We start from the raw sequence: 26,605 nt of genomic DNA, 5'->3' as shown, positions 1-26,605 counted from the left end.
GAAAAGCACTAAGGCTGGACAGCCAGCGAGTGTAGGGGGCGCCGCCGCGCGAGGGAAACGCGCTTTTCGTCTAAGCAAAGACGGTAGTTGGCTGGTGGCGGCGCTCGCTGCGCTGCCGCCCCGGCATGGCATCGGCACGCATAAGCAAAGACGAAACGCGCAGTTGGGTAACGGGCCAGGCTCACGTAATCTCCATGCGCTCCGGCCGCGGACATAGCCTTCCCATCCCATCCCATCCCAGCCCGCGCCCGTTCAAACGGAACCCTGAAATGCCGAACCTGATCCCGCTGCTCGACCACGTGGTCGTCAATGTCCACGAACGCCTGGATGACGCGGCCAGCCGCTATCGCAGGCTTGGCTTCCAGCTCACGCCGCGCGGCCACCATTCCCTCGGGTCGAGCAACCACCTGGCGATCTTCGACACGGACTACCTGGAGTTGCTGGGCTTCGAAGCCGGCAAGGCCACCACGGGCCGCGGCGACCTGCTGGCCGAGCCCCCGGGCCTGACCGGGCTGGTCTTCAAGAGCGCCGACTCGACCGGGCTGCACCGCGAGATACTGGCGCGCGGGCTGGAGGTGGAAGGGCCCCCGCGCGAGTTCACGCGCCCGGTTGAGCTGCCCGGCGCCACCGCCGACGCGCGCTTTCGCACGGTGCGGCTGGCGGCCCACCAGGTGCCCAACGGCCGCATCTACTTCTGCCACCACTTCACGCCCGAGCTGGTCTGGCGCGGCCACTGGCAGGCGCATCCCAATGGCGTGACCGGCGTCGCGGAATACGTGATCGCGGCAGCCGACCCGGCGCGCACCATTGGCCTGCTGGCGCGGCTGTTTGGCAGCGAGCACGTGAGCCAGGGGCAGCACGGGCAACGGCTGCGCGCCGGGGGCGCCTCCGTGGTGGTGCTAAGCCCGGAAGCGGCAGTGCGCCGCTTTGGCGCCAGCGTGCCGCCGCTGATCGACGGGCGCGACCGCATGGTCGCGCTGGTACTGCGCACGACGGCGCTGGAAACGGCGCGTGCCGCACTGGCGGCGGGCGAGGTGCGCGGTATCGCGGAAATCGACGGCCTGTTGGTGGTGCCGCCGGCCGAAGCGGCGGGTGTCACCGTCGCCTTCACCGAATAAGCGCGGACGATATCCCGATGGATTTCACGGACTTCTACGCGCCGGACTACACCGGCGCCCGCAACAAGTTCCGCGCGGCTGCCGATGCGGCCGGCGCGGCGCTCAGCGTCTACCCGCATCCGCACGCCAGCGGGCCGGCCGGCGAGCCGCTGGCCATCGACGTGGCGCATCTCGGCGACGCGCGCGCGCCGCGCCAGCTGGTCCTGATCAGTGGCACCCATGGCCAGGAAGGCTACGCCGGCTCGGCCGCGCAGGTCGCATGGCTGCGCAGCGCGCCGGCCCGGCAATTGCCCGCGGGGCTGGGCGTGCTGCTGGTGCACGGCCTCAATCCCTATGGCTTCGCGCACGGCACCCGCACCACCGAAAACAATGTCGACCTGAATCGCAACTTCGCCGCGCATCTCTTCGACGCGGCGCAGCCGGTTCCCGCCAATCCCGGCTATGCGGAACTGCATGCCAGCCTGATTCCGGCGGAGTGGAGCTGGGACAGCGTTGCCGACGCGGAAGCCGCGGCGCAAGCCTACGGGGCCAGGCATGGCGCCGACGCCCTGTTCGACACGCGCGCCCGCGGCCAGTACAGCCACCCCGATGGTCTGGTGTTCGGCGGCCACCACCGGGAGTGGTCAAACCTGACGCTGGAGACCATCGTGCGGGAGCACCTGGCGCATGCCGGGCGGGTCGGCCTGATCGACTGGCATACCGGCATCGGCGAGTACGGCGAACCCTTCTTCCTGTGCTTCAACCCGGATGGCAGCGGCCAGCAGGCGCGTGCCGCCAGCTGGTGGGGTGAGCAGCGCGTGCTCGGTGTCCGCCCGCACGGCCTGGCACGGCCGGCCTATAGCGGGCTGGTATTCCATGGCGTCGAACGTTTCCTCGGGGAGCGGCCGCTGGTGGGCGCGGTGGTCGAGTTTGGTACGCGGGGCAGCAATATGGGGCATGCACTGCGTCTGGACCAATGGCTGCGCTTCAGGGCGGAGCGCGGCACCGGGCGTTATGCGCAGTTGCGGGCGGACATGCTCGATGCCTTCATCCCGGTGGCCCAGCCTTGGCGCGATGCCACGGTGCGGCATGGCGTCGCCATCACCCAACAGGCCGTGGACGGGCTGGCCGCATGGTAGCAATCCGGCGCGCGGCTACTCGAAATACACCTGGCCCGAGCCGGTCCGGCTGACCGCGCGCTGGGGCGGCCTGCCGGCGACCACGATATCGCCCGATCCCGTCAGTGCCACGCTGGCGGCATCCGAAGCGTATCCGAGGATACGTCCCGAGCCGCTCAGTTGCGCATCCAGCCTTTGCGCGCGCAGCGCGCTGGCGTCCACCTCGCCCGAGCCGGAGATGGCGGCGCGCACGCTGCCGACCTGCCCCTCGGCCACGATCGAACCGGAACCGGACAAGCGCAGGTCGATGGAAGCCTCATGCAGCCCGGACGCCCGCAAGGTGCCGGCGCCGGGAATGCTGACCGCCTGGAGCGATGGCCCGGTAATGGCTACCCTGAGCGGCGCGGCCAGCACGACCGGCGCCGTGAGACCGATCGACAGCTTGCCGTCTGCAACGGTGGTCACGATCAGCGGCAGGATGTCCGCGGGGCCAGTGATGGAAACGGACGCGGTGGGCGACGCCGAAAATACCGCTTCGACAGGGGCATTGAGCCGCACGCTTGAAAACGCCCCGACCGTGCGCCGTTCGGTCCTTTCGGGACCCGTTCCCTTGGTGGCGTCGACGGAAGACTGCACCTGGCCATTGATGACGACGACACTGCTGCCGGAGGCTCCCGAGGCCGAGACGCCGCTTTGGTTGATGACAACGGTGCTTTGCTGGGCCAGTGCCGCGCCGGTCAGGCAGGCGGATGCCAGCCAGGTGGCGCGTAGCGTGCTGAAGCGGGTCATGGCGATCCTCTTGCGCCGGGTGGCGCCGGATGTTCCGGGAGATGCCCGGCCAGCGGGCCCGCCAGTAACGCCCTAGCCAACAGCGTTCTGGCCGGTCAGGCCGGCTTTGGCGCCCGGCGCACTGGCTTCCCGGTGGAACGTGTATTTATCCTTGCCGGTCCTCTTTGAATCATAGAGCGCCTCGTCGGCTTTGATGAGGGCTTTGGTGAGCGTGTCACCGTCCAGGTGGGCGACGCCAATGCTGATGGTTACCGGATGGGCCGAAGGCAGATCCCGGACGCTGCGGCACAGCAGGTCGATACGTACCTCCGCCTCGGCGCGCGACATCTCGCTCAGGTAGATGCCGAACTCCTCGCCGCCCAGGCGCGCGAACTGGCAACCGGCCATCACCTCCCTGATCTCCGCGGCAACGCGCTTGAGCACGTCGTCGCCGATATCGTGGCCATAGCGGTCGTTGACCTTCTTGAAGTCGTCGATCACCCTGCCTTTTCGTGTGCGGGGAAGCGTTCCGGGATGGCGTTCGACGATGATCTTACAAGGTCTCGATCCTGTCTGGCGCACGCCATGCCTTGTGCCCGCGGGCAAGCAAGTTACCTTCGCGTATCATCTGCCGTGACTTCAATTGTCTGAGGGAGATTCATGCGTGCCATCTTAAATTTTCTCTGGTTCATCCTCGGCGGTGTATTCATGGGCCTGGCCTGGTGGCTGGCCGGGCTGCTCGCCTTCGTTTCCATCGTCGGGATCCCATGGGGCAAGGCCTGCTTCGTGATCGGTAAATTCACCTTCTTCCCGTTCGGCAAGCAGGCTATCAGCCGCCGCGAACTGCACCAGCGGGATGACATCGGCACCGGTGCCCTTGGCCTGGCCGGTAACGTGATCTGGTTCGTCTTCGCCGGCGTCTGGCTCGCGCTTGGCCATGTGGCATCCGCCATTGCCTGTTTTGTCACCATCATCGGCATTCCTTTTGCCATCCAGCATCTCAAGCTGGCCGGCATCGCGCTGGCGCCGATCGGCCAGACGGTGGTGACAAACGAAGTCGCCGAGGCCGCGCGGCGGGACCAGGCACGCGCGCACGTGGACGGGCTGCGCCGTTGACGCTGCGAGTGCTCCTGGTGCGCTGAACAGGAAGTTCGCTTTGTGCAAGGGCGCGTCGCGGCAAGTTTCGGCGCCCGCGCTGTCACGGCATGGTTGGTCGGGACCGCGCTGGAAACCGGATGCCGCTTTGCAAGCCACCGCGATCGTTGGTGGGGCGGCGCTCACAAAATTTTCCGCGCGGTGCTCCGATGTGCCCTATCGCTGGCTATTCTAAAGATGGTGGTTGAACGCTCCGGCCAACCCGGTGTTCAGCCAGGAGGCCAGGGCCGCCGGGCCGCAGATGCCGGAGGCTGAAGATGGCGCTAGCGCTGAGTGGGGACGCTGCGTGAGCGTTTATCGATGGCGGTCGCGTAGGAGGGCATATGAGAACGCTGGGCTTGCTGTTCGCCACGTCGATGGCGATAGCGCTACCGCTGCATGCGAATGCAGCGGGTTGCCAATATGACATGCAGTGCAAAGGGGAGCGAATCTGCCAGAAGGGCCAGTGCGTTTCCCCCGATGACGATGAGCAGGATGCCGCCGCCCAGGCCTCCAGGCAGCCAGCTTCTCGCGCTGCTCCCGCTCCTGCCCCCGCCCCCGCTCCGGCGCCCACCGCAAGCCCGGCGCAAGCGCCCACCTCCGCCCGCATGGTGAAGAACGCGCCGCCCCCGCCGCCGCCGCCGCCCACGTCGGCTGCTCCGGCTGCGCAGGCCCCGTCGGAGCCGCGTTTTTGCTGCACGGTAGCCGGCCGGCTCAAGCCGTACAACAGCGCGGCCTTCGATGCCGATACCAATGTCGGCGACGCGTGCCAGGGCGTGACCCACTCGGGCAAGCCTGTGCCCGGTACCGCCTGCCAGTGACGGCCCATGCCGGAAAGCGGGGCGGCCTGGCGAGCGCTGATACGGACTTTCCTGATCAGCGCTTTTCGTGTGTACGGGAGGGTTGAGATGGCATCGCTGACGCCGGTACTAGCCTATGAGCGAATCCATGCCGACGCAGCCGGAGAATCCCACTTCGGGCCGGTTGCGATCGAGACCGTCCCCCGCCAGTTCGCTCCGCCCGCGCCGGCGTTCAACGTTTCGGCGTTCGGGCAGGCATCCCGCTACGGTTTCCTGCTGCTGCCTTGCGGGTGGCGCGGCGAACTCCATCCTTCCCCAATCCGCATGTGGATTGTCCTGCTCAGTAGTGAGATGGAGTTCGAAGCTTCGGACGGGCAGCGCCGGTCCCTCGGCGCGGGAAGCGCATTGCTGCTGGAAGACGTTACCGGCAAGGGCCATCTGAGCCGGGTGACGGGCAATGCGGCGGCCTCCATGCTGGTGGTCGAGGTCTAGTTGACCTGGGCAACCGCGCTCCGGCTTATTCCGCTGCCGCGCCCGGCCTGGCGTCGGCCGGTGCTGCCAGCAGCGGCGTTTTGCGCTGCGCGGGTTCGGCTGTTGCTACAGGCAGCGGCTTGGCGCCCGGCAGGCAGGCCGCGACCCACCCCGTCATCGCCACGCTCATGTTGGGCAGGGTGCTGCCATAGTCCGGCAGGAAATCCCGTCCCATCAGGCACCACTGAAACGGATCCTGACCGGTCATCGCGGCGAGCTGGCGTTGCAGTTCGCCGGTAAATTCGCCGTTCGCGCCGAACAGGATTTCTTGCAGGCTGTTGGCATACGCGGCAAAGTGCTCGGTAATCACGTCGGCCAGTTCCGGCCGGAACAAGGCGAAGCCCAGCGGCTGCGTTACCGCTTCGCGAAAGTACTCGCTGCTCTCGGCGACCGCGGCCCTGGCGGTTTCCAGGTTCAGCGCGCCGATCTTCTGGGCCACTTGCGCCCACGCGCCAACCAGGCCAAAAGCCATGCCCGGATAGGGCGCGGGCACTTCGATGACTTCGGAGTGAGAGGGGGTGGCCATAAGCGTCTCCGATGGACGATGCAACGCGTGCGAAGGGATTTCGCCGGTGGCAATCATTGCTTGCTGCGGCGCAGCATTGCGCTTGTCATGATAGGCGCAATCATCGGGGTGTCAAGAGCCGGAGCGAACTGCGCCCGCCGCGTCACTTGCGCGACGGGGCGGGCAACGCCATGCCGGATGCGAGGGCTCGCATGGCCAGCCCTCGGGCGTTCCGCCGCGCTTAGTTCCGCCGCGTTTACTCAGGCTTGACACCGGCTTCCCGGATCACCGCCGTCCATTTCGCCAGCTCGGACTTGATGCGGGCCTGCGTTTGCGCCGGCGTGGTCCAGGTGGCGATGGCACCTTGCTTGAGCAGCGAGGCCTTCACGTCGGGTTCGGCGAGGATCTTCTTCAGTTCCGCGTTGAGCCGGTCCACCACTGGGGCCGGGGTGCCGGCCGGCGCCACGATGCCGAACATGGAGTTGACCTCGAAGTCCTTCAGGCCCGCTTCGCTGGCGGTCGGGACATCAGGCAGCGCCGTCACGCGCTCGCTGGTGGTGACGGCCAGCGCGCGGATCTTGCCGCCTTTGACGTAGGCCTGCGCCGCCGGCACGGTCTCGACCATGCTGAGCACCTGGCCGCCGATCAGATCGGTCATGGCGGGGCCGCTGCCTTTGTACGGCACGTGCAGCATGTCCACGCCCGCCATGCGCTTGAACATCTCGCCGGCCAGGTGCTGCGGCGAACCGTTGCCGGCGGAGGCGAAGGTAATCGTGCCGGGGGTGGATTTGGCCAGCGCGATCAGTTGCGGCAGGCTGCTGGCCTTGACGCTGGGATTGACCACGAACACCAGCGGCACGGTGCCGACGATTGCCACCGGGGCAAAGCTTTTCTCGATGTCATAGGAAACGCGGCTCTTGTACAGCGCAGCGTTGATCGCATGGCTGGTCAGCGCGCCCATCAGCAAGGTGTAGCCGTCGGCCGGAGCCTTGGCCACCAGTTCCGCGCCGATATTGCCGGCGGCGCCGGCACGGTTGTCGACCACGACCTGTTGGCCTAGCGCGCTGGACAGGTGCTGGGCCAGCGTGCGGCCAATGACGTCGGTGGCGCCACCAGGGGGATAGGGCACAACCAGCCGGATCGGCTTGGAAGGATAGTCGGCCGCGGCGGCCAGGCCGGGGAAGGCGATGGCGCCTGCCAGCAACGCGCCGGCAGTGGCCAGGACGGAAAGCAACAGTTGGCGCCGGGGCGCGGAAACGCTGTGGCGAGCGGGGCGTCGAATGCCGGTCATGAGGATCTCCTGCGCCGGGTTGGTATGAATGGGAAAACTTGCGCTGCAGTGCAGCGCGGGACGCCCGGCTCGTCGCTACGGCAGAGTGTAGGGGGCGTCTCTTGATTGAAGAATCAGAAGTTTTCTATCGACTGATCTGAATTTTCAATTAAAGCCAGCGGATCCAATTTCCCATTGCGTCGGTATTGCCGTGCCAGCTATCATGCCCTCCTGGATTATCAATAATATTATTGGAGATAAGAATGGCCGGCTCCCAGGACTCCCCCAAGAACCCCTCTACTGCGGCGCAGGACCCCTTCGAGCCCGCGCATGACGCCGAGAGCGGGCTGGGCAAGGGGCTGACCAACTACGGTGACAAGGGCTTTTCGCTGTTTCTGCGCAAGGCCTTCATCAAGGGCGCGGGCTATACCGACGACGCGCTTTCGCGCCCGGTGATCGGCATCGTCAACACCAACAGCAGCTACAACCCTTGCCATGGCAACGCACCGCAGTTGGTGGAAGCCGTGAAGCGCGGCGTCATGCTGGCGGGCGGGCTGCCGGTGGACTTTCCCACCATCTCGGTGCATGAGAGCTTCTCCGCGCCGACCAGCATGTACCTGCGCAACCTCATGTCGATGGACACCGAGGAAATGATCCGCGCCCAGCCGATGGATGCGGTGGTACTGATCGGCGGTTGCGACAAGACGGTGCCCGCGCAACTGATGGGCGCGGCCTCGGCCGGCGTGCCGGCGATCCAGCTGGTCACGGGTTCGATGCTGACCGGCTCGCATCGCGGCGAGCGCGTGGGTGCCTGCACGGACTGCCGCCGCTATTGGGGCCGCTACCGCGCCGAGGAGATCGACGCGGCCGAGATTGCCGACGTGAACAACCAGCTCGTTGCCAGCGTGGGCACCTGCTCGGTGATGGGCACGGCCAGCACCATGGCCTGCCTGACCGAGGCGCTCGGCATGATGGTGGCGGGCGGCGCCTCGGCGCCAGCGGTCACAGCCGACCGCGTGCGGGTGGCCGAGCGCACCGGCACCACCGCCGTGGCCATGGCCCGCTCCGGCCTGACGCCGGACCGTATCCTTACCGGCAAGGCCATCGAGAACGCCATCCGCGTGCTGCTGGCCATCGGCGGGTCCACCAACGGCATCGTGCACCTGACCGCCATCGCCGGCCGGCTGGGCATCGACATCGACCTGGCGGGGCTGGACCGCATGAGCCGCGAGACGCCGGTACTGGTTGACCTGAAACCCTCCGGCCAGCACTACATGGAAGACTTCCACGCGGCGGGCGGCATGCCGGCGCTGCTGCGCGAGCTGCGCCCGCTGCTGCATCTCGACACGCTCACCGTATCCGGCCGCACGCTGGGCGAGGAACTGGACGCCGCGCCCGCGCCGTTCGCGCAGGATGTGATCCGTCCCTTCGATGCGCCGATCTACCCGGTGGGGGGCCTTGCCGTGCTGCGCGGCAACCTCGCTCCGGGTGGCGCCATCATCAAGCAGTCCGCCGCCGATCCGGTGCTGATGGAGCATGAAGGGCGCGCGGTGGTGTTCGAGAATGCCGAGGACATGGCCCTGCGCATCGACGACGAGACTCTCGACGTGAGGGCCAACGACATCCTGGTGCTCAAGCGCATCGGGCCAACCGGCGCCCCCGGCATGCCCGAGGCCGGCTATATGCCGATTCCCAGGAAGCTTGCACGCGCCGGCGTCAAGGACATGGTGCGCATCTCGGACGGCCGCATGAGCGGAACCGCGGCCGGCACCATCGTGCTGCACGTTACGCCGGAAGCCGCCATCGGCGGCCCGCTTGCCCACGTGCGCAGCGGTGACCGCATCCGCTTGTCGGTAGCCCGGCGCGAGATATCCCTGCTGGTCGACGACGCCGAACTGGCGCGCCGTGCGGCCGAGCATGAGGTGGTGCGGCCCACCGCCGAGCGCGGCTATCGCAAGCTGTTCCTGGCCACGGTGACGCAGGCCGACCAGGGCGTGGACTTCGATTTCCTCCGCGCCGCGCAGACCAACGAAACCGTGCCGCGCCAGTCCTGAGGGCCTTGTCATGGATCGACCAACCCGTGCAGGTACGCATGCGCAGGCGGTGCAGGGCAACCAGGACGATGCGCCCGGCAGCGGTGCGGATGCGCTGCTGGCCGCCGCCGCCATCCTCGAGGAAGACATCGTCTTCGGCTTGCTGAGTCCGCGCGAGCGGCTGGTCGAGGACGACCTGATGGCGCGCTTTGGCCTGAAGCGCCATGTGGTGCGCCAGTTGCTTGTCACGCTGGAAGGCATGGGCGTGGTCGAGCGCAAGCGCAATGTCGGTGCCGTGGTGCGGGCCTTTCCGGCGCGCGAGGTGATGGAGCTGTATGCCTTGCGGGAGGTGCTGGAAGCGCACGCCGCCAGCCTGATCGCGCTGCCGGTGCCGCCGGTGCGCCTGCAGGCGCTGGTGTCGGTGCAGCAGGAACACGACGTCGCCGTAGCCGCCGGCGATGCGCGCGCCGTGTTCCGCATCAACCAGCGCTTTCATCGCGAGCTGTTCGCGCTGGTCGATAACGCGGTGCTGCGGCAAGCCATCGAGGAATACGCGCGGCGCGCCCATCCGATCCGCTTTGGCTCGCTGGCGGCGGCGGGCTATCGCGAACGCGCCAGGCAGGAGCACTGGGCCATGATCGAAGCATTGCGCGAAGGGCGGCGCGAGGCATTGATTGCGCTGTGCCGCAATCACCTGCTGCCTTCGCGCGATGCTTACCTTGCGGCGGAGCGTGAACGCGCCGGCGGGCCGGCATAGTATTGATTCGCGTGCCACCAGGCCGGCGCGCCGGGCGAGGTGGCCGTCACGCCTCTCATACGGCTGCGGGCACGCCGCCGCCGGCCTGGGCCAAGTGGGCGCGCAACACGCCGACCAGAGCCGCCGCCGCCGGCGACAGGCTGCGGTTGCGCGCTGTCACCAGCCCGATGGAGCGCTCCGTCACCGGCGCGGTGAGCAGGCGCTCGACGATGCCGGACTGGCGCACGGTGCCGGCCGCGATCTCCGGCAGCGCGGCAACGCCGAAGCCGCATTCCACCATCGCCGCGATGGTGGCAAGGTGCTCGGCCTCGAACACCGGCTGGAAGCGGATCCGGTTCTGCAGGAAAGCCCATTCGGCATACTGGCGCACGCTGCTGGGGTGCGTCATCGAAACGTGTTCGGCGCTGACGGTGTCGGCCCACCGCAGCGGCCCCTTGCCCTGCGCCAGCGGGTGCTCGCCGGGAATCAGCAGCACGAAGCGGTCCGACATCATGGGGTCATAGTGCAGGTCGGCCTGCTGCGGATCGGCTGCTGTCAGCGCGAAATCCACCTCGCCGGCGCGCACCAGGTCGAAAGCGGGGCCGGAGAGCGTGTCGTAGACCTTCAGCGCAACCTTGGGGTGGTCCCGGCGATAGGCCATCAGCACGCGCGGCAGCAAACGGGCGGCCAGCGACGGCAGGGCGGCCACGGCAACCTGGCCGCGTTCGGCGCTGGCAATGCCGCTGACCGCATCGATGGCATCGCGGAAGGCCGCCTGCAGGATCGCCGCCTGCTGCATGAAGACCTCGCCCGCCGCGGTCAGCCGCACCGTGCGCGTGGTGCGGTCGAACAGCCGCACGCCCAGGGAATCCTCAATGCGCAGGATCTGGGTCGAAAGCGCCGACTGCGACAAGTGCAACTGCCCCGCGGCCTGGCGGAAGTTAAGGGTCCGGCCAAGCACCAACGTGGTCTCGACATCGCGCATCGACAGGTTGATTTTCATGGGATTGATCTCATCTGCCGATCATTTTATCCAAAAAATCTGATTCATCAATCAAAGCGGCTTGTCTACACTGGCGCTCGATCCCGCCAGACCGGGGCGCCATGACCAATGGCAAAGCGCTGCGTTAGCCATATTTGCATGGCAAGCGTGGTCACGCTGCCCCAACGACAACGCCCGACAGACAGTACAAAGGAACACCATGGCCGAAGCCCCCGTAACCTTTTCTCTAGCCGCTCCCGGCGCCACCCATGCCGTGGTGGTGGGCGGCGGCACCATGGGCGCCGACGTGGCCGTGGTGCTCGCCCGCGCGCACTGCCGCACCACGGTGGTGGAGACCGAGGCGCAGCGCGCCGCCGCGGTGGCGGCAAAGGTCGCCGCCAATCTTGCGGCGATCGGGCCGGCAGCCGAAGCCGGCCTGGCCGGGCTGACCGTGGCCCCATCGCTCGAAGCCGTCGACTGGAGCACCGTGGACCTGGTGATCGAATGCATTCCCGAGCGGCTCGACATCAAGCGCGCCCTGTTCGCCGACCTGGTGCAGCGCGCGCGCCCCGACGCCATGCTTGCCAGCAATAGTTCCAGCTTTCCGATCAGCGCCATCGGCGAAGGCCTGCCCACCCGCGAGCGCATGTTCGGCTTGCATTTCTTCATGCCTGCGCACCTGGTTCCGCTGGTGGAGGTGGTGTTGGGAGAGGGCAGTGCCGAGGCTGGCGCGGACGCCCTGATCGCCTTCATGCGCCGTTGCGGCATGGTGCCGGTCAAGGTGAAGAAAGACTTGCCCGGTTTCCTCGCCAATCGCCTGCAGCACGCCTTGTCGCGCGAAGCTTTCGATCTGATCGACCGCGGCATCGCTTCGCCCGAGGATGTGGACGCGGCGGTGCGCTTCGGCTTTGGCTTCCGCTTCCTGGCCGCAGGGCCGGTCATGCAGCGCGACCATGCCGGCATCGACGTGCACGCGGCGGCCGGCGCTACCATGTATCCCACCTTCAACAACTCGGCGGTGCCGGCCCGGTGCCTGACCGAGCGCGCGGCGGACGGCCGCCACGGCATGAAGAGCGGCGAAGGGTTTTACCAGTGGACGCCCGAGACCATCGCGGCCGAACGTGAGCGTTACGATCGCTTGCTGCGCGCGGGGCTAGACCTGATCGCGCCGGAGCTGCCCAAGATCCAACCCTGAACCTTTCAGTATCCGACTGAGGCCTGCCGGGCGACCCCGGCCACACCGACACCGAGTGCAATATGAGTGAACAAATCTTGCTGGCGGATTCGCCGCTGATCATTACCGTGGCGCCCAATGGCGCCTACAAGACCGCCGCCGACCACCAGGCCGTGCCGACGACCGCGGCGGCGCTGGCGGCCGAGGCGCGGGCTTGCCTCGAAGCCGGCGCGGCCATGATGCACATGCACGTGCGCCAGCCCGACGGGCGCCACTCCCTGGATGCGCAGATCTATCGCGAAGCGCTTGCCGCCGTGAAGCGGGAGGTCGGCGATCAACTGCTGGTGCAGGTGACCAGCGAAGCCGCCGGCATCTACCGCGCCGCGGAACAGATCGCGATGGTGCGCGAACTCCGTCCCGAGGCGGTTTCCATCGGCTTGCGCGAAATCGCGGTGCCGGATATCCCCGAGGCGGAACTGGGCGATTTCCTGGGCTGGCTGGCGCGGGAGCGGGTGATGGCGCAGATGATCCTGTACGACGCGGCCGATGTAGCGCGCTGGCAAGCGCTGCGCGCGCGCGGCCTGGTGCCGCCGGGGGCATGGTCGGTGCTGTTTGTGCTGGGCCGGTATTCGGCGGGGCAGGTTTCGTCACCACGCGACCTGCTGCCGTTCCTGCAGGCCTTCGACGGCACGCTGCCGTGGGCGATCTGCGCCTTCGGGCGCGAGGAGAATGCCTGCGTGACCACGGCCGCCGCCTTTGGCGGGCATGTGCGGGTGGGCTTCGAGAACAACCTGAAGCTGCGCGATGGCAGCACCGCGCCAGGCAACGCGGCGCTTGTCGGGCAGGCGGCGGAGGGAGCGCGGACGCTGGGCCGCCCGCTAGCCACGGCCGAGCAGGCCAGGCATATCTACAGCGAGATCCGCTGAATCCCGGCGATCAGCGAGGAGGCTCATGCGCCGTCGCTGAACTTGTCGCGCGTGCCGTTGCGGGCGCCGTCGGTGAAGGGGTCGCGCGCGCCGTTGTGCGCGCCATCGGTGAACGGGTCGCGCGCACCGAGCTTGCTGGCGCCCTGCGTATAGATATCCCGGGCCTGGCCGGTGGCGGCACCGTCAAGGTACGGGTCGACACTGCGCGAGGCGGCGCTGGCGAGGCCGGCGGCACCGGCCAGCGTGGTGGCAATGGCAGTGGCCAGCAGGGCTTGCTTGAGAGTACGCATTCTTTTTCTCCGAGGATTCAAGGGGGCGGCGACCGGCATGGATCGACCGTGCTGACAGTCTAAAAAGCACGCGCCCACGGCAACATGACTGGCACATGACAATGCTGTCATGCATGTCCCCGACCGCCAGGCCGGGCAGCCAGGTACTCAACCACTGCCCGCGCTATGCCGTGCGGTTGCTGGCCCGGCCTTTCGATTTCTCCAAATTCTTGCAATTTCGCGCAATGCCCGTCAGGACATCCAAAATATTGCGAAATCGCGCCGCATCTCCAATCATGTAAAGCAACGCAGCGCGCTGCCGCAGCCTGTCAAACGTGTCTTGAATGTGTCGAAAATCTCATAAATTCTTAAAAAATGACGTAAGCGTGCAATATCCGGCTATGCTTGCCGATTGTCGGGAACGCAGCACACCGGACGGGCGCCAAGGAGGCGGCCGGGAGGCCGGGGCAGGGAACTGACATGGCCGGTTGCCGTGCGTACAGGCACCATGGCCGCCAATAACATAAGGCCTCAACGGCCATGGAACATGACGCTTTACCAGATCAAACCGAAATTCCAGGCACTTCTGCGACCGTTGGTGAAGCACCTCGCCGCGCGCGGCGTGACCGCCAACCAGGTGACGCTCGCCGCCGCCGCGGGCTCATTGGTCATTGGCGCCCTGGTGGCCGCGCTGGCCTGGCTGCCCGCAGTCTTCCTGCTGATGCCAGTCTGGCTGTTCATGCGCATGGCCCTTAACGCCGTCGACGGCATGCTGGCGCGCGAACATGGCCAGCAAAGCGTGCTGGGCGCCTATCTCAACGAACTGGGCGACATCGTCTCCGATCTTGCGCTGATCCTGCCATTTGCCCTGGTTTCGCCTTTCGGCGCGGGGGAGGTCATGGTCTTCGCCGTCCTGGCCGTGATCGTCGAGTGCGCCGGCCTGATCGGGCCGCTGGCCGGCGCCAGCCGGCGCTATGACGGCCCGCTTGGCAAGAGCGACCGGGCCCTGGTGCTGGGCGCGCTGGGCTTGTGGGTCGGGCTCGGCCTGAGCCTCGCATATGCCGCGCACTGGTTGTGGGTACTGTTGTCGCTGCTGTCGCTGCTTACCATCGCCAACCGGGTGCGCCGCGGCGTGGCCGAGGCGGAACAGCTACGCCAGGCACGTGCACAGGCGGCACCGCGCGCCTGATCCTCTTCCCAACCCGTGGAGTGATACTACGTGGATAGTCAAACCAGCCGTACCCCCGTCGAGGCGCAGTTCGAAACCCACGATGGCCAGTCGCTGTTCTACCGGCATTGGCCAACCGCGGACAACGCACCGCAGGGCGCCGTCGTGCTGTTCCACCGCGGGCATGAGCACTCGGGCCGTATCGCCCACCTGGTGGACGAACTGGGCTTGCCCGGCCACGCATTCTTCGCCTGGGACGCGCGCGGCCATGGACGTTCGCCCGGCGAGCGCGGCTATAGCCCCAGCCTGGCCACGTCCGTGCGCGATATCCAGACCTTTGTCGACCATATCGCGGCGGTCCATGGCATCCCGGTGGAACGCATCGCGGTGGTAGCCCAGAGCGTGGGCGCGGTACTGGCTTCCACCTGGGTGCATGACTATGCACCGCGGATTCGCTGCCTGGTGCTTGCCTCGCCAGCGTTCAAGGTCAAGCTTTACGTGCCGTTCGCGCGGCCAGGCCTGAAGCTCATGCACAAGCTGCGTGGCAAGTTCTTCGTCGACAGCTACGTCAAGGCGAAGTTCCTGACGCACGACCTGGAACGCATTGCCAGTTATCAGCAAGATCCGCTGATTACGCGTCCGATCGCGGTCAATATCCTGCTGGATCTCTACGAGACGGCCGATCGTATCGTGGCCGATGCGGCCGCCATCACTGTGCCCACGCAATTGCTGATCTCTGGCGCCGACTGGGTGGTGCACCGCGCGCCGCAGGACGCGTTTTACGAGCGCCTGGGTTCCAGCGTCAAGGAGCGCATCGTGCTGGACGGCTTCTACCACGACACCCTCGGCGAGCGCGATCGGGCGCAGGCTGTGGCGGCGGCGCGGCGCTTTATCGTGCGCGAGTTCGAATCGCCATCGCCGCCTGTCACGCTGCTCGACGCCGACCGCAGCGGCGCTTTCAAGGAAGAGTCAGACCGGCTGGCGCGTCCGCTGTCCGCGGCCAGCCCGGCCGGCATCTACTGGGCCTTGACGCGGGCTGGCCTGAAATTCGGCGGCCTGCTGTCCGACGGCGTGCGGCTCGGGCACCAGACCGGATTCGATTCGGGCTCCACGTTGGATTACGTTTACTGTAATCAGGCGCAAGGGCGGTTTGGCGTCGGTCCGGTGGTCGACCGCAACTACCTGGACGCSATCGGCTGGCGGGGGATTCGCCAGCGCAAGGTGAATATCGAGGAACTGCTGGGCATGGCCATCGGCAGCCTGCGCGCTGCCGGCGCGCCGGTGCGCATCGTCGATATCGCCGCGGGCCACGGCCGCTACGTCCTGGAGGCGCTGGCCGCCAAGGGCTTCAATGGCACTGCCGCGCAACAGGTGCAAAGCATTCTGCTGCGCGACTACAGCGATATCAACGTCATGCAGGGGCGCGCGCTGATCCGCAGCAAGGGGCTTTCCGATATCGCCCGCTTCGAGAAGGGCGACGCCTTCGACGGCGACGATCTCGCGGCGCTCGACCCGGCTCCCACGCTGGCCATTGTCTCCGGCCTCTATGAACTGTTCGGCGACAACGCCATGGTGGCGCGTTCGCTGGGCGGACTGTCGCGCGCGGTGCCCCCCGGCGGCTATCTGGTCTATACCGGCCAGCCCTGGCACCCGCAGCTGGAATTCATCGCGCGCGCGCTCACCAGCCACCGTGCCGGCTCGGCGTGGGTGATGCGGCGCCGCTCGCAGGCGGAGATGGACGAACTGGTCCGGCAGGCTGGTTTCGAGAAGGTTGCGCAGCGTATCGATCCGTGGGGCATCTTCACGGTCAGCCTGGCGCGCAGGACGGCATGATGCTGCGCGAGCAGGGCGAGGACAGGGCGGGAAGGGGAGCTGCCGTGGCGCCCGCCGAGGCTCGTCCATGGGGCCTGGCGCTGGTCCTGCTGGCCGGCATGGGGGCCTTGTTCTTTTCCTCGTATGGTCTGGCCAACTGGCTGGCGAGCCAGCGCGCCGAAGTCCCGTTCTTTTACTTTGAATGGGAGCGGCGCATACCCTTCGTGCCCTGGAGCATCGTGCCGTACTGGTCGATCGACCTGCTCTACGGCTTGTCGTTCTTCCTGTGGCGCACGCGTGCCGAACTGCTCGTGCACGCCAGGCGCCTGCTGGCGGCGCAAGTGATCTCGGTGGCGTGTTTCATCGCCTTCCCCTTGCGCTTTGCCTTCGACCGCCCGCAGGCTGACGGCTTGCCCGGTCACCTGTTCACGTTGCTGGGTGGCTTCGACAAGCCGTTCAACCAGGCGCCCTCGCTGCATATCAGCTTGCTGGTGATCCTGTGGGTGGCTTACGCCATCCACGCGCGAGGCGGATGGCGCTGGCTGCTGCACGGCTGGTTCGTCCTGATTGGCGTGTCGGTGCTGACCACATACCAGCACCATGCCATCGACGTGCCTACCGGCTGGCTGGTGGGCTGGTTCTGCGTCTTCCTGTTTCCCTTCGGGCAGGGGCGGTGGATTGGCGGGCCCGCTGCCCGCGCCCGCACGCGGCAGCTTGCCGGGCGCTACRCCGCCGGTGCCGTGGCCGTAGGCGCGGTTGCCTTGGCGCTGTTGCCGGTGTCGGCGCTCGCGGCGCTGCTGCTGGGCTGGCTGGCCCTGTCCCTGGCTTGTGTCGCGGCGATATACCGGCAAGGCGTGCCTGGCCTGTTCCAGAAGGGACACGACGGCACGATGCCGATGGCCGCGCACTGGGTGCTGGCGCCTTATCTGCTAGGGGCGCTCGCCAATTCGCGCTGGTGGACCCGCAGCCAGTCCGGCGCCAGCGAGATCGTGCCCGGGCTTTGGGTCGGCCGTTTTCCCGGCGGCGGCGAACTGCGCCGGCTCGGGGCGGATGCCGTGCTGGACCTGACCGCCGAGCTGCCGCGGCTGGCAAGCGCTACGCTGTATCGTTGCGTGCCGGTGCTGGACCTGACCGTGCCGACGCAGGCGCAACTGGATGAAGCGGTGGCCGTGCTCGACACATGGCATCGCGACGGCCGCAAAGTGCTTGTATGCTGCGCGCTTGGCTACTCGCGCAGCGCGCTGGTGGCAGCCGCCTGGCTGGCAGGCCGTGCCGGCGCGCACGATGCCGGACAGGCGCTGGCGCTGCTGCGCAAGGGCCGGCCGGCCGTGGTGCTGGGCCCGGACAGCGTGGACGCGCTATCGCAATTCGTCGGCCGCCGGCAGGCGGCTGCACAGTCTTCAGGGGGAGCAGGCTATGTCGGTCCCGATGCATGATGACGAGCCCCTCGGCGTTGCCGCGCAGCGCTGGGTGGCGCACGCCGCGGTGGGTGGCCTCGACGGCGCGGCACGGCTGCTCTGGGCCGGGCTGGTGCTGGCGCTGATCAACCTGCTGCTGGCCGGCACCTTGTCGCCGGCGGGCCAGGTCTACCTGGTGCTGGGCATCGTGGCGGCCCTGTCCGGCGCCGTGCAGTTGTGGCTGCTGGCGCGGGTGGCAATCGATCACCGGCTGTTCGCGGCGCTTGCCGATATTTCGCAAAGCGCCGGCACGGACGAGATGCTGGGCTCGCTGGACCAGGCGCTCGTGCGGCTGGGCTGGGCCAGGCCCGGGTCCGGCGGGCGCTCCCTGGCGCAACGCGCTCGCGGCGCATTGCGCTTCCTTCACTGGGCGGGGGCGCTGGCTGCCCTCCAATTACTGGTGGCCTTGCTGCTACTGCTGCTGAGATAACGGAAGATGTGGCTTTCCAAACTGGTGGCACGCGCCATCATCCTGTTCGCGGGCCTGCTGACCGGCATGCAGGCCCGCTGGAACGGCTGCCTGCCCGCCGCGGTGCAGCGCATCTACTTTGCCAACCACAGCAGCCACGGCGATTTCGTGCTGATCTGGGGCTGCCTGCCGCCGGACCTGCGGCCGCTGACGCGGCCGGTGGCGGGCGCGGACTACTGGAACAAATCGGGCTTGCGCCGTTTCATCGGCAAGGATGTGTTCAACGCGCTGCTGATCGACCGCACACGCAGCGACCCGGGCAGCGACCCGGTGGCACTGATGGAGCATGCCGTGCGCCGCGGCGACTCGCTGATCCTGTTTCCCGAAGGCACGCGCAATACCACCGACGAGCGGCTCCTGCCCTTCAAGAGCGGCATCTACCACCTGGCGTGCGTTTGCCGGGACGTGGAGTTCGTCCCCGTGTGGATCGATAACCTCAACCGCGTGATGCCCAAGGGCGAGTTCGTGCCGGTGCCGCTGCTGTGCACCGTTACCTTCGGCAAGCCGCTGACCCTTGGCGCGGAAGAAGCCAAGGACGATTTCCTGGCGCGCTGCCGCGCAGGCCTGTTGTCGCTGGCGCCTGCGCTGGACTGAGAACCTATGAACCTTCCTCACCTGACCATGATGCACGAGACCTGGCTGCTGTTCGGCGGGGTGCTGGGCGTGCTTGTGCTGGCCTCCATCGTGACCGCGCTGCTGCGCTGGCGCATTGCCCGGGGCGGCCCGCATGCGGTGATCGATAATCTGGCCGCGCGGGTATCGGCGTGGTGGTGGATGATCGGCGTGCTCGGGGTGGCGTTCGCCGCGGGGCGGACCGCCATTGTCGTGCTGTTTTATCTGTTGTCGTTCTTCGCCTTGCGCGAGTTCATCACCATCACCACCACCCGGCGCGGCGATCACCGCGCCATCGTCGCCGCCTTCTTCGTCTTCCTGCCGCTGCAGTATGTGCTGGTGCATATCGGCTGGTATGGGCTGTTTTCGATTTTTATCCCGGTCTACGCCTTCCTGATCCTGCCCATCCTCTCGGCGCTGTCGGCGGAGACCACGCGCTTCCTCGAACGCTGCGCGGGAGTGCAGTGGGCAGTGATGATCTGCGTGTTCTGCATCTCGCACGTGCCTGCGTTGCTGACCTTGCCGATTCCCGGCTTCGAGGATCGCAACCTGTTGCTGATCGCCTTCCTGGTGATCGTGGTGCAGGGCAGCGACGTGTTGCAGTACGTGTGGGGCAAGCTGCTCGGCAAGACCAAGATCGCGCCGCTGCTGTCGCCGTCGAAGACGGTGGAAGGCTTTATCGGCGGCGTGGCCAGCGCCACCGCGCTGGGTGCCTCGCTGTGGTGGATCACGCCCTACGGCTCTCCCTGGAAAGCGGGCCTGATCGCGCTGGTGATTGCCTTGATGGGTTTCCTTGGCGGTCTGGTGATGTCGGCGATCAAGCGCGACCGCAACATCAAGGACTGGGGCCACATGATCSAGGGCCAYGGYGGCATGCTSGACCGGCTGGATTCCGTAGTGTTCGCCGCGCCGRTSTTCTTCCACATCACCCGTTACTGGTGGGTGCCCTGAGCGGAGCGTCCGCGCGCCGCCCCGTTCTCGCCCATTGGTCTCATCCATTCACTTCGCCATTCAGTCTGTCACCTTGAGTCGTCTTGAAGGCGTACGGACTCTTTACCGGTACGGCACCCGAGGTGCCCGGCCGGCAGCCATATCACCATGTCAAGCAAGCGCATCGAGCAAATCGTTATTGTCGGGTTCGGCTGCATCGGCCAGGCCATCCTGCCATTGCTGGCCCATGCCTACCCGGAGGCCGCCGTCACGGTGGTGGACCGGGCGATGGACGCGCACCGGCTGTCACTCGCGTCGCAATACCGCGCGGCGCCAGTGCATGCCACCGTCACACCCGGGAGCCACACCCGGCTGCTGGGCCCGTTGCTCGGGCCGCAAACCTTCCTGCTCAACCTGGCGCCTGCAGTATGCAGCCGCGACCTGATCGCGCTCGCGCAGGCGCACCAGTCGCTTTACCTCGATAGCGGCATCGAGCCCTGGGACTACGAGGACGCTGCGGACGCTTCCCCGCTCGGCAATTACGCCTTGCGCAGCGAAATGCTGGCGTTTGCCCACGGCCGCGAGCGGATGTCCACCGCGCTGGTCGCGCACGGCGCCAACCCCGGCCTGGTTTCCCTGCTGGTCAAGGCCGCCTTGCTGAAACTGGCGCGGCACGCGGGCATCCCCGGCTTGCCCGACGCGCAGCCAGCGGATCGGGCCGGCTGGGCCGCGCTCGCGCGCCGGCTCGATGTGCGCGTGATCCAGGTGGCCGAGTACGACAGCCAGTCCGCGCCGGGCTATCCCGCGCACGGCGAGTTCGCCAACACCTGGTCGGCCGACGGCTTCATCACCGAATGCCTGCAGGACGCCGAACTCGGGTGGGGCAGCCATGAGCCGGCGCTGCCCCCGGAGGGCAGGCGCCACAGCTACGGCAGCGGCGCGGCCATCGTGCTGGACCGGCCCGGCCATCGCACGCGCGTGCGTTCCTGGTCCGCGCTGCATGGGCCGTTCGATGCCTACCTGATCACGCACAACGAGTCGATCTCGATTGCCGAGTACCTCAGTTGTACCGCGCATGGGCAGCCGCCGTACCGGCCCACCGCCTACTACGCCTATCGGCCCACCCGGGCCACGCTGGCTTCGATGCAGTGGCTGGGCGAGCGCGACGCAGGCCGTATTGCCAGCCACCGTATCCTCAAGGCAGAGATCACGGATGGCGTGGACGAACTCGGCGTGCTGCTGATGAGCGGACGTTACGGCGCGGTGTGGCACGGTTCGCAACTCGACATACAGCGGGCTCGCGCACTGGCGCCGCACAACTCCGCCACCAGCCTGCAGGTGGCTTCCAGCATCGTCGCCGCGATGCGCTGGGCGCAGGCCAATCCGGCGCGTGGTGTCACCGAGTCCGATGCCATGGATCACCAGGCGGTGCTTGAGCACGCCGCCGGGTGGTGGGCGCCGCTGGTTACCCGCTTTACCGACTGGACGCCCATGCCGGGCCGCCGCACGCTGGCCTTCGACGAATTCCTCCTTGCCGCTCCCGCGCCCCTGGCCGCGGAAATTGCCCTGCCATGAAACGTGTTCCACAGACCCCGCGCGCCGACTGGCCGCAGCAGCTTGAGCGCATCGGCTTTCATTTCCACTCGCTCGACGAACAGAACCTGCCGCGCCAGGTAGACCGCAATACCTTCTTCTACTGGCGCGAGGATGTTGCCTATGAGTTTGAGGCACAGGAGATCGAGGCGCTGTATGCCGCGGCGCTGGACCTGAACCAGCGCTGCCTGGAGGCCGTGCAGCACGTGATCGACCACGACCTGTTTGCGCGGCTCGCCATTGCCCCGGATTTCGCGGAGCTGATCCGCACCTCCTGGGATCGCGACGAGCCGACGCTGTTTGGCCGCTTCGACATGACCATGGATGCGCTTGGCGTGCCCAAGATGTACGAGTTCAACGCCGATACGCCCACCTCGCTGATCGAGTCGAGCCTGGCGCAGTGGTTCTGGAAGGAGGCCGTGCGGCCGGATGCCGACCAGTTCAACAGCCTGCACGAAGCGCTCGTGTCGCGCTGGCAATGGCTGCGCCGCCATTACCGCGACGCCACGGTATTGCACTTCGCCTGCATGTATGACAGCCAGGAAGATGTCTGCAATGTGGAGTACCTGATGGATACGGCGCTGCAGGCGGGCTGGTCGGTCAAGATGACCGAACTGGCGGAGGTTGGCTCCGATGGACGCGGCGGGTTCTTCGACGGCGACGACCGGCCGATGGAACTGGTGTTCAAGCTTTATCCGTGGGAATGGATGGCCACTTCCGATTACCGTGCCGAACTGGCGGGCAGCGCGGTGCGCTGGGTCGAGCCGCCATGGRAGGCCGTGCTGTCCAACAAGGCCATCCTGCCGATCCTGTGGGACTTGTTCCCCGGCCATCCCAATTTGCTGGAGGCTTCGTTCAGCGAGGGCACCTTTGCGGGGCGCTCATACGCGAGGAAGCCCTTCCTGTCGCGTGAGGGCGAAAGCGTGTCGCTGGTGACGCCGCAGGGCCGCTTCGAGAATCCCGGCGAGTACGGCGAGGAAGGCTTCATCTACCAGGCCTACGCGCCCGCGCAGCGCTTTGACGAACGGTTCACCACGCTCGGCGTATGGCTTGTGGATGACGTGCCCGCCGGCCTGTGCGTGCGTGAGGAACTGGGTCCGATCGCGAAGAACACCAGCTTCTTCGTCCCGCATTATTTTCAGCAATCGTAAGCCCGGAGAAAGACAGAGCAATGGCCAGGAAGAAAGGCAAGAAGGGCGGCCAGCCGTCAAAATACGGCAGCCCGTACCAGCCGCGGGCAAGCGGCTCCAGCCGGTCGGCATGGCCCGGCCAGGCTGCGTCCGTCCCGCGCGGCCAGCGCAAATCCCGCTCGCCGGCCCTGTGGCTGATCGGCGCCTGCGCGCTGGCTGCCGGCGTCGCGGCCATCGGCTCATGCAGCGACGACGGGGACGATGAAGCCGTGACCGTGCGGCGCGCCAGCTACGCATCGCAGGCCGACTGCGAAGCCGACTGGAATGCACCCGAGGATTGCGAGAGCGTGCCGGTTGACGATATCTACGCCTCCAGCCTCGCGGATACAGCCGGCAGCAATGCCGGCAGTGGCAATGGCAGCGGGAGCAGCGGCGGCGGCCATGGCGGTGGCTATCATGGTGGGTATTACGGCGGCACCGTGGCCCGCTGGTACGGGCCGTACTACACCCAGTCGGGTACGGTCTACCATCCCGACGGCACGCAGACCCGGCGCGATATGTCGGGCGGCGCCGCGCGTCCGATGGGCGTGTACGACAGTAACGGCAGCCTCTCCCGTATCGCCGAGGCGCCTGGCACGCCGCATGCGACCATGGTGGAGGAGGCCACGCTGCGCCGGAGCAGCCTCGGGCGCGGTGTGACCGGCGGTATCTCGATGCGATCGGCCGCGGTCAGCCGGGCGCCGGTATCCTCGCGCGGCGGCTTTACCAGCCGCTTTGGCGGGTCCGGCCGCTCAGGTGGCGGTTGAGGCGGCGCACCGCGCGATTCCATTTCTTGCTTGGCACACGATTTGACCTATCCGGCATGCTGTATCCGATCCAGGCGGCCGGTACGAAATAACCAGGAGTCCAAATGACATTCCCGCTGCAGCCGGTTTACGCCTACCTGATTTATATTCTCGCCAGTTTCGCCATGCTGGGATTATTCCTGTTGGTGTATACGCGCATTACGCCGCACCGTGAGTTCGAGTTGATCCGCCAGGGGAATGTGGCGGCCGCCTTATCGCTGGGCGGCGCGGTATTGGGGTTTTCTCTGACGTTGTCGGCCAGCATCCAGCACAATGCCGCCTTCTCGATGTTTGTGCTTTGGGGGTTCGGTGCCTTCGTGGTGCAGGTGCTGGCCTATGTGCTTGTGGCGCGGGCGCTGCACGGCGTCAGCGAACAAATTACTGCGGACAACCGCGGCATGGGCGCGCTGATGGGCGTAGTGTCGCTTTCCGCGGGCATCGTCAATGCCGCCTGCCTGGCATAGGCGCATGGCGGCGATGGGGATACCGCTTGGGAAATGTCTGTGCCAGCATGGGCGCAAGACCCTGTAAAATCGTGCCCTATACAGGCGGCTCGATCCGCCTGGCGATCCCCCTTCCTCCGCTTTGCTGGCCATCCGCCGCCGGGAAAGTCAATTACGAAAGTCATGTCAGAGTCTGATGAAGCCAAAATAGCCGCGGCGACGTGGGTCCGTGAGCAGATGGACCTCCACGGCCTCACGCTCGACGATTTACTTGAAGCGGGCTGTTTTGCTGCACCCCCGGCGCCTGCCCCGGTGATGCCGGCGGCGACACTTGCCGTTCCCGCACCGGCTCCCGCGCCGGCAGCAGAGGCGGAAAAACCCGCGCGGCCGCTGTACCGCAATGCCATGGGGCAGAGCTGGGACGGAACCGGCGAGCGCCCGGAATGGCTGCAGCGCGCGGTCAATGCCGGACAGACGATCGACTTTTTCCGCGTCGGATAACACTTCCGGGCATCCCCCGGGCGCCAAGCCCGCCGGGTGCGCCTCACTGCGCCGGAGGCTGCACCGCAAGCGTCGTTATCGTCAGCACGCCGTTGGCGCGGACCACGATGAACTTCACCCGGTCGCCTTCCTTGACCTGCTCCAGCAGGGCGGGGTCTTGCACACGGAAGATCATGGTCATGGCGCCCATATCCAGGTTGGCGATAGGGCCATGCCGGATGGTGAGCTTGCCGGCAGCGGCATCCACCTTGCGGATTTCGCCATCGGTCATGGGCGCTGCCTCCGCCTGGACCGCGCCGGGCGCCCCGGCGGCATTCCCGGTGTCCGCGGGATTGACGCTATTGCCAGTGTCGGCGGCGGCGCGGGCCGGCAGGATGGTGGCCGCCGCCAGCAGGGGCAGCAGCGCAAGCAGGATCTTGCGGATTTTCATGGGGATGCCTTCCTCATTGCTTGGTATTCGATACATGGATGTTTAGCGCACGCTGACCTGTCCCCGCATGCCGGCGTCATAGTGGCCGGGCAGCAGGCAGCCAAAGGCGACGTGGCCGCCGCGCGTGAAACGCCACAGCATTTCTCCGCTCTGTCCGGCTTCCAGCGTGACGGCATTGGGGTCGGCGTGTTCCATCCCGGGCATTTTCAGCATGTCGGCATAGTGGGCTTGCAGGTCGGCCTCGCTGCCGAGCACCATCTCGTGCCGTAGCTTGCCGGCGTTGCGGACGACGAAGCGGATGGTTTCGCCGGCCTGCACGGTGATGTCCGACGGGCTGAAGCGCATGTTGTCGGTCATGTCGACCTTGATGGTGCGGCTCACGCTGGCCGGATCGCCAGGCTCGCCGATGGCGCTGGGGCCATCGCCATGATGGCTGCCGTGGTTGCCCGCGGCGAGGGCGCTGGCGCACACAAGCGCGAGGGACAGGGCGCTGGCGGCGGCCGCGGCACGGGATTGCATTTTGCGCATCTTTTCTTTCCTTGATCGTGTTGACATGCTCATTGGTGCGATGAATGGCTTGCGCCGGGCGTGCCGGCGTACTCGAAGGCAACCGTGCCTTTCGGGTGGCGGTACCAGCCGGGGTCCCGGTAGTCGTTGCGGCCAAGGCCGGCGCGCACCTTGAGCACGCTGAACATGCCGCCCATCTCGATCGGCCCGAATGGTCCCTGCCCGGTCATCATCGGCAGCGTGTTGTCGGGCAGCGGCATTTCCATGCCGCCCATATCCGCCATGCCGGCCTCGCCCATCGCCATGTAGTCGGGCACCAGCGCATTCATGCGCTTGGCCAGGTCCTTCTGCTTGACGCCGATCATGGTCGGCATCTGGTGGCCCATGGCGTTCATGGTGTGGTGCGACTTGTGGCAGTGGAATGCCCAGTCGCCCGGGTTGTCGGCGACGAACTCGATCGCGCGCATCTGCCCCACCGCCACGTCGGTGGTGACTTCCGGCCAGCGCGCGGACGGCGGCACCCAGCCGCCGTCGGTGCCGCTCACCTCGAAGCGGTGCCCGTGCAGGTGGATCGGGTGGTTGGTCATGGTGAGATTGCCAAAGCGGATGCGCACGCGATCGCCCAGGCGCACCGGCAGGCTGTCGATGCCGGGGAACACGCGGCTGTTCCAGGTCCACATATTGAAGTCCGTCATCTCGGCCACGCGCGGTGTATAGGATCCGGGATCGATGTCGTAGGCCGAGATCAGGAAGACGAAGTCCCGGTCGACCCGCATCTGCGCGGGATCCTTCGGGTGCACCACCAGGAAGCCCATCATGCCCATCGCCATCTGCACCATTTCATCCGAATGCGGGTGGTACATGAAGGTGCCGGCGTGCTTCATCTCGAACTCGTAGACAAAGGTCTTGCCGGGTGGGATATGCGGCTGAGACAAGCCGCCCACGCCGTCCATGCCGGCGGGCAGGATGATCCCGTGCCAGTGCACGGTCGTGTGTTCAGGCAGCTTGTTGGTGACGAAGATGCGCACCTTGTCGCCTTCGACGCACTCGATGGTGGGGCCGGGGCTCTGGCCGTTGTAGCCCCACAGGTGGGCTTTCATGCCGGGCGCGAATTCGCGCTCGACGGGTTCCGCTACCAGGTGGAACTCTTTCCAGCCTTGGCGCATCCGCCACGGCAGGGTCCAGCCATTGAGCGTGGCCACCGGGTTGTACGGACGGCCGGTGGCCGGCGCCAGCGGCGGCTGGGTGGCGGCGCTGGCTTGCAGCGCGGCTTCGGGCAGCACCGCGGCGCCGGCGCGCGTCACCAGCGCCGCGCCGAGCATGGTGGCGCCGGAGCCATGCAGGAATTGTCTACGGGTAACCATG

At 67.0% G+C, this 26,605-nt stretch carries 30 protein-coding genes; 21 read left to right on the top strand and 9 right to left on the bottom strand.

Annotated features, from left to right (window positions below; translation table 11 throughout):
• Window positions 1-269 precede the first annotated feature (269 nt).
• The gene (locus AC1DN0_RS11995) at window positions 270-1,118 is read left to right on the top strand and encodes a VOC family protein (protein ID WP_441628519.1); all 849 of its coding nucleotides are present in this window, start codon (window positions 270-272) and stop codon (window positions 1,116-1,118) included.
• Complete coding sequence (locus AC1DN0_RS11990; protein WP_477102583.1) at window positions 1,115-2,236, top strand: M14 family metallopeptidase; 1,122 nt, start codon at window positions 1,115-1,117, stop codon at window positions 2,234-2,236. Before AC1DN0_RS11995 ends, AC1DN0_RS11990 begins: the two co-directional genes overlap by 4 nt.
• A 15-nt stretch (window positions 2,237-2,251) precedes the next feature.
• Here AC1DN0_RS11990 and AC1DN0_RS11985 read toward each other — a convergent pair whose 3' ends face one another.
• Window positions 2,252-3,004: a head GIN domain-containing protein gene (locus AC1DN0_RS11985; RefSeq protein WP_441628517.1), complete on the bottom strand. Its 753-nt coding sequence runs from the start codon at window positions 3,002-3,004 to the stop codon at window positions 2,252-2,254.
• Between the two features lie 72 nt (window positions 3,005-3,076).
• A complete protein-coding gene (locus AC1DN0_RS11980) occupies window positions 3,077-3,484 on the bottom strand; it encodes a GGDEF domain-containing protein (RefSeq protein WP_441628515.1) in 408 nt (135 codons plus the stop codon).
• A gap of 159 nt (window positions 3,485-3,643) precedes the next feature.
• On the opposite strand from AC1DN0_RS11980, the gene AC1DN0_RS11975 reads away from it, so the two are divergent.
• The 3 genes from AC1DN0_RS11975 (at window position 3,644) to AC1DN0_RS11965 (ending at window position 5,409) form a co-directional block, all read left to right on the top strand.
• Window positions 3,644-4,099, top strand: coding sequence for a YccF domain-containing protein (locus tag AC1DN0_RS11975; protein ID WP_045241077.1), 456 nt, complete (start codon window positions 3,644-3,646; stop codon window positions 4,097-4,099).
• Window positions 4,100-4,461: 362 nt separating this feature from the next.
• The gene (locus AC1DN0_RS11970; protein WP_441628513.1) at window positions 4,462-4,938 is read left to right on the top strand and encodes a hypothetical protein; all 477 of its coding nucleotides are present in this window, start codon (window positions 4,462-4,464) and stop codon (window positions 4,936-4,938) included.
• 87 nt (window positions 4,939-5,025) lie between these two features.
• Window positions 5,026-5,409 carry a cupin domain-containing protein gene (locus AC1DN0_RS11965; protein WP_035862823.1) on the top strand — a complete coding sequence of 128 codons (384 nt, stop codon included), beginning with the start codon at window positions 5,026-5,028 and terminating at the stop codon, window positions 5,407-5,409.
• 25 nt (window positions 5,410-5,434) lie between these two features.
• On the opposite strand, the gene AC1DN0_RS11960 is transcribed toward AC1DN0_RS11965, so the two are convergent.
• Window positions 5,435-5,974: a hypothetical protein gene (locus tag AC1DN0_RS11960; protein WP_441628511.1), complete on the bottom strand. Its 540-nt coding sequence runs from the start codon at window positions 5,972-5,974 to the stop codon at window positions 5,435-5,437.
• A gap of 235 nt (window positions 5,975-6,209) precedes the next feature.
• Window positions 6,210-7,244, bottom strand: coding sequence for a Bug family tripartite tricarboxylate transporter substrate binding protein (locus AC1DN0_RS11955; protein ID WP_441628509.1), 1,035 nt, complete (start codon window positions 7,242-7,244; stop codon window positions 6,210-6,212).
• Between the two features lie 242 nt (window positions 7,245-7,486).
• On the opposite strand from AC1DN0_RS11955, the gene AC1DN0_RS11950 reads away from it, so the two are divergent.
• Window positions 7,487-9,277 carry an IlvD/Edd family dehydratase gene (locus tag AC1DN0_RS11950; protein WP_477102542.1) on the top strand — a complete coding sequence of 597 codons (1,791 nt, stop codon included), beginning with the start codon at window positions 7,487-7,489 and terminating at the stop codon, window positions 9,275-9,277.
• A 10-nt stretch (window positions 9,278-9,287) separates the two neighbouring features.
• Entirely contained in the window at window positions 9,288-10,013 is a 726-nt protein-coding gene (locus AC1DN0_RS11945) for a GntR family transcriptional regulator (RefSeq protein WP_441628505.1), read from the top strand.
• A gap of 55 nt (window positions 10,014-10,068) precedes the next feature.
• Here the strand turns inward: AC1DN0_RS11945 and AC1DN0_RS11940 are convergent, their stop codons facing one another.
• Window positions 10,069-10,995, bottom strand: a complete 927-nt coding sequence (locus AC1DN0_RS11940) for a LysR family transcriptional regulator (protein WP_441628503.1) — start codon at window positions 10,993-10,995, stop codon at window positions 10,069-10,071.
• Window positions 10,996-11,194: 199 nt separating this feature from the next.
• Between AC1DN0_RS11940 and AC1DN0_RS11935 the strand changes: the two genes are divergently transcribed.
• On the top strand, window positions 11,195-12,169 hold the full coding sequence (locus AC1DN0_RS11935) for a 3-hydroxyacyl-CoA dehydrogenase family protein (RefSeq protein WP_441628501.1): 975 nt from the start codon (window positions 11,195-11,197) through the stop codon (window positions 12,167-12,169).
• Window positions 12,170-12,231: 62 nt separating this feature from the next.
• Window positions 12,232-13,074, top strand: a complete 843-nt coding sequence (locus tag AC1DN0_RS11930) for a beta-keto acid cleavage family enzyme (RefSeq protein ID WP_441628499.1) — start codon at window positions 12,232-12,234, stop codon at window positions 13,072-13,074.
• 23 nt (window positions 13,075-13,097) lie between these two features.
• On the opposite strand, the gene AC1DN0_RS11925 is transcribed toward AC1DN0_RS11930, so the two are convergent.
• Window positions 13,098-13,364 (bottom strand): hypothetical protein, encoded by a 267-nt coding sequence (locus tag AC1DN0_RS11925; RefSeq protein WP_035862830.1) that lies wholly within the window; start codon window positions 13,362-13,364, stop codon window positions 13,098-13,100.
• A 109-nt stretch (window positions 13,365-13,473) separates the two neighbouring features.
• Here AC1DN0_RS11925 and AC1DN0_RS11920 point away from each other — a divergent pair, with 109 nt between their 5' ends.
• From AC1DN0_RS11920 to AC1DN0_RS11865, 12 genes are all read left to right on the top strand, one after another.
• Window positions 13,474-13,707: a hypothetical protein gene (locus AC1DN0_RS11920; RefSeq protein ID WP_441628497.1), complete on the top strand. Its 234-nt coding sequence runs from the start codon at window positions 13,474-13,476 to the stop codon at window positions 13,705-13,707.
• 183 nt (window positions 13,708-13,890) lie between these two features.
• Window positions 13,891-14,532, top strand: a complete 642-nt coding sequence (locus AC1DN0_RS11915; protein WP_441628495.1) for a CDP-alcohol phosphatidyltransferase family protein — start codon at window positions 13,891-13,893, stop codon at window positions 14,530-14,532.
• A 30-nt stretch (window positions 14,533-14,562) separates the two neighbouring features.
• Window positions 14,563-16,344: a bifunctional alpha/beta hydrolase/class I SAM-dependent methyltransferase gene (locus tag AC1DN0_RS11910; RefSeq protein WP_441628493.1), complete on the top strand. Its 1,782-nt coding sequence runs from the start codon at window positions 14,563-14,565 to the stop codon at window positions 16,342-16,344.
• On the top strand, window positions 16,344-17,759 hold the full coding sequence (locus AC1DN0_RS11905; RefSeq protein WP_477145743.1) for a phosphatase PAP2/dual specificity phosphatase family protein: 1,416 nt from the start codon (window positions 16,344-16,346) through the stop codon (window positions 17,757-17,759). The genes AC1DN0_RS11910 and AC1DN0_RS11905 overlap by 1 nt, the downstream gene beginning before the upstream one ends.
• On the top strand, window positions 17,740-18,210 hold the full coding sequence (locus AC1DN0_RS11900) for a hypothetical protein (RefSeq protein WP_441628491.1): 471 nt from the start codon (window positions 17,740-17,742) through the stop codon (window positions 18,208-18,210). Before AC1DN0_RS11905 ends, AC1DN0_RS11900 begins: the two co-directional genes overlap by 20 nt.
• 6 nt (window positions 18,211-18,216) lie before the next feature.
• Window positions 18,217-18,843 carry a lysophospholipid acyltransferase family protein gene (locus AC1DN0_RS11895; protein ID WP_441628489.1) on the top strand — a complete coding sequence of 209 codons (627 nt, stop codon included), beginning with the start codon at window positions 18,217-18,219 and terminating at the stop codon, window positions 18,841-18,843.
• 6 nt (window positions 18,844-18,849) lie between these two features.
• Window positions 18,850-19,812: a phosphatidate cytidylyltransferase gene (locus tag AC1DN0_RS11890; protein ID WP_477145738.1), complete on the top strand. Its 963-nt coding sequence runs from the start codon at window positions 18,850-18,852 to the stop codon at window positions 19,810-19,812.
• A 147-nt stretch (window positions 19,813-19,959) separates the two neighbouring features.
• Window positions 19,960-21,366, top strand: a complete 1,407-nt coding sequence (locus AC1DN0_RS11885; protein ID WP_441628485.1) for a saccharopine dehydrogenase C-terminal domain-containing protein — start codon at window positions 19,960-19,962, stop codon at window positions 21,364-21,366.
• Window positions 21,363-22,535, top strand: coding sequence for a glutathionylspermidine synthase family protein (locus AC1DN0_RS11880; protein WP_477145737.1), 1,173 nt, complete (start codon window positions 21,363-21,365; stop codon window positions 22,533-22,535). Before AC1DN0_RS11885 ends, AC1DN0_RS11880 begins: the two co-directional genes overlap by 4 nt.
• Before the next feature lie 20 nt (window positions 22,536-22,555).
• Window positions 22,556-23,320 (top strand): hypothetical protein, encoded by a 765-nt coding sequence (locus AC1DN0_RS11875; RefSeq protein ID WP_441628481.1) that lies wholly within the window; start codon window positions 22,556-22,558, stop codon window positions 23,318-23,320.
• 104 nt (window positions 23,321-23,424) lie between these two features.
• A complete protein-coding gene (locus AC1DN0_RS11870; protein WP_045241058.1) occupies window positions 23,425-23,823 on the top strand; it encodes a DUF350 domain-containing protein in 399 nt (132 codons plus the stop codon).
• Between the two features lie 162 nt (window positions 23,824-23,985).
• Window positions 23,986-24,303 carry an H-NS family nucleoid-associated regulatory protein gene (locus tag AC1DN0_RS11865; protein ID WP_441628479.1) on the top strand — a complete coding sequence of 106 codons (318 nt, stop codon included), beginning with the start codon at window positions 23,986-23,988 and terminating at the stop codon, window positions 24,301-24,303.
• A 43-nt stretch (window positions 24,304-24,346) separates the two neighbouring features.
• On the opposite strand, the gene AC1DN0_RS11860 is transcribed toward AC1DN0_RS11865, so the two are convergent.
• Genes AC1DN0_RS11860 through AC1DN0_RS11850 form a run of 3 tightly spaced genes read right to left on the bottom strand, consistent with a single transcriptional unit; the run spans window position 24,347 to window position 26,604 of the window.
• Complete coding sequence (locus AC1DN0_RS11860) at window positions 24,347-24,733, bottom strand: copper-binding protein (protein WP_441628477.1); 387 nt, start codon at window positions 24,731-24,733, stop codon at window positions 24,347-24,349.
• Between the two features lie 42 nt (window positions 24,734-24,775).
• Window positions 24,776-25,261 carry a cupredoxin domain-containing protein gene (locus AC1DN0_RS11855; protein ID WP_441628475.1) on the bottom strand — a complete coding sequence of 162 codons (486 nt, stop codon included), beginning with the start codon at window positions 25,259-25,261 and terminating at the stop codon, window positions 24,776-24,778.
• Window positions 25,262-25,290: 29 nt separating this feature from the next.
• The gene (locus AC1DN0_RS11850) at window positions 25,291-26,604 is read right to left on the bottom strand and encodes a multicopper oxidase family protein (protein WP_441628473.1); all 1,314 of its coding nucleotides are present in this window, start codon (window positions 26,602-26,604) and stop codon (window positions 25,291-25,293) included.
• Window position 26,605: the final 1 nt, after the last annotated feature.

The sequence above is a fragment of the Cupriavidus sp. 05N39 genome (genome assembly GCF_056397325.1).
This window is presented reverse-complemented; position numbering and strand designations above follow the sequence as displayed.

What these genes read in the sequence shown, in the direction of transcription:
- AC1DN0_RS11945 (WP_441628505.1), top strand. Translation starts at nt 9,288, where the DNA reads ATGGATCGACCAACCCGTGCAGGTACGCATGCGCAGGCGGTGCAGGGC.
- AC1DN0_RS11915 (WP_441628495.1), top strand. Translation starts at nt 13,891, where the DNA reads ATGACGCTTTACCAGATCAAACCGAAATTCCAGGCACTTCTGCGACCG.
- AC1DN0_RS11870 (WP_045241058.1), top strand. Translation starts at nt 23,425, where the DNA reads ATGACATTCCCGCTGCAGCCGGTTTACGCCTACCTGATTTATATTCTC.
- AC1DN0_RS11960 (WP_441628511.1), bottom strand. Translation starts at nt 5,974, where the DNA reads ATGGCCACCCCCTCTCACTCCGAAGTCATCGAAGTGCCCGCGCCCTAT.
- AC1DN0_RS11985 (WP_441628517.1), bottom strand. Translation starts at nt 3,004, where the DNA reads ATGACCCGCTTCAGCACGCTACGCGCCACCTGGCTGGCATCCGCCTGC.
- AC1DN0_RS11995 (WP_441628519.1), top strand. Translation starts at nt 270, where the DNA reads ATGCCGAACCTGATCCCGCTGCTCGACCACGTGGTCGTCAATGTCCAC.
- AC1DN0_RS11970 (WP_441628513.1), top strand. Translation starts at nt 4,462, where the DNA reads ATGAGAACGCTGGGCTTGCTGTTCGCCACGTCGATGGCGATAGCGCTA.
- AC1DN0_RS11940 (WP_441628503.1), bottom strand. Translation starts at nt 10,995, where the DNA reads ATGAAAATCAACCTGTCGATGCGCGATGTCGAGACCACGTTGGTGCTT.
- AC1DN0_RS11875 (WP_441628481.1), top strand. Translation starts at nt 22,556, where the DNA reads ATGGCCAGGAAGAAAGGCAAGAAGGGCGGCCAGCCGTCAAAATACGGC.
- AC1DN0_RS11935 (WP_441628501.1), top strand. Translation starts at nt 11,195, where the DNA reads ATGGCCGAAGCCCCCGTAACCTTTTCTCTAGCCGCTCCCGGCGCCACC.
- AC1DN0_RS11860 (WP_441628477.1), bottom strand. Translation starts at nt 24,733, where the DNA reads ATGAAAATCCGCAAGATCCTGCTTGCGCTGCTGCCCCTGCTGGCGGCG.
- AC1DN0_RS11965 (WP_035862823.1), top strand. Translation starts at nt 5,026, where the DNA reads ATGGCATCGCTGACGCCGGTACTAGCCTATGAGCGAATCCATGCCGAC.
- AC1DN0_RS11900 (WP_441628491.1), top strand. Translation starts at nt 17,740, where the DNA reads ATGTCGGTCCCGATGCATGATGACGAGCCCCTCGGCGTTGCCGCGCAG.
- AC1DN0_RS11950 (WP_477102542.1), top strand. Translation starts at nt 7,487, where the DNA reads ATGGCCGGCTCCCAGGACTCCCCCAAGAACCCCTCTACTGCGGCGCAG.
- AC1DN0_RS11975 (WP_045241077.1), top strand. Translation starts at nt 3,644, where the DNA reads ATGCGTGCCATCTTAAATTTTCTCTGGTTCATCCTCGGCGGTGTATTC.
- AC1DN0_RS11865 (WP_441628479.1), top strand. Translation starts at nt 23,986, where the DNA reads ATGTCAGAGTCTGATGAAGCCAAAATAGCCGCGGCGACGTGGGTCCGT.
- AC1DN0_RS11885 (WP_441628485.1), top strand. Translation starts at nt 19,960, where the DNA reads ATGTCAAGCAAGCGCATCGAGCAAATCGTTATTGTCGGGTTCGGCTGC.
- AC1DN0_RS11920 (WP_441628497.1), top strand. Translation starts at nt 13,474, where the DNA reads ATGCATGTCCCCGACCGCCAGGCCGGGCAGCCAGGTACTCAACCACTG.
- AC1DN0_RS11955 (WP_441628509.1), bottom strand. Translation starts at nt 7,244, where the DNA reads ATGACCGGCATTCGACGCCCCGCTCGCCACAGCGTTTCCGCGCCCCGG.
- AC1DN0_RS11850 (WP_441628473.1), bottom strand. Translation starts at nt 26,604, where the DNA reads ATGGTTACCCGTAGACAATTCCTGCATGGCTCCGGCGCCACCATGCTC.
- AC1DN0_RS11855 (WP_441628475.1), bottom strand. Translation starts at nt 25,261, where the DNA reads ATGCGCAAAATGCAATCCCGTGCCGCGGCCGCCGCCAGCGCCCTGTCC.
- AC1DN0_RS11925 (WP_035862830.1), bottom strand. Translation starts at nt 13,364, where the DNA reads ATGCGTACTCTCAAGCAAGCCCTGCTGGCCACTGCCATTGCCACCACG.
- AC1DN0_RS11895 (WP_441628489.1), top strand. Translation starts at nt 18,217, where the DNA reads ATGTGGCTTTCCAAACTGGTGGCACGCGCCATCATCCTGTTCGCGGGC.
- AC1DN0_RS11930 (WP_441628499.1), top strand. Translation starts at nt 12,232, where the DNA reads ATGAGTGAACAAATCTTGCTGGCGGATTCGCCGCTGATCATTACCGTG.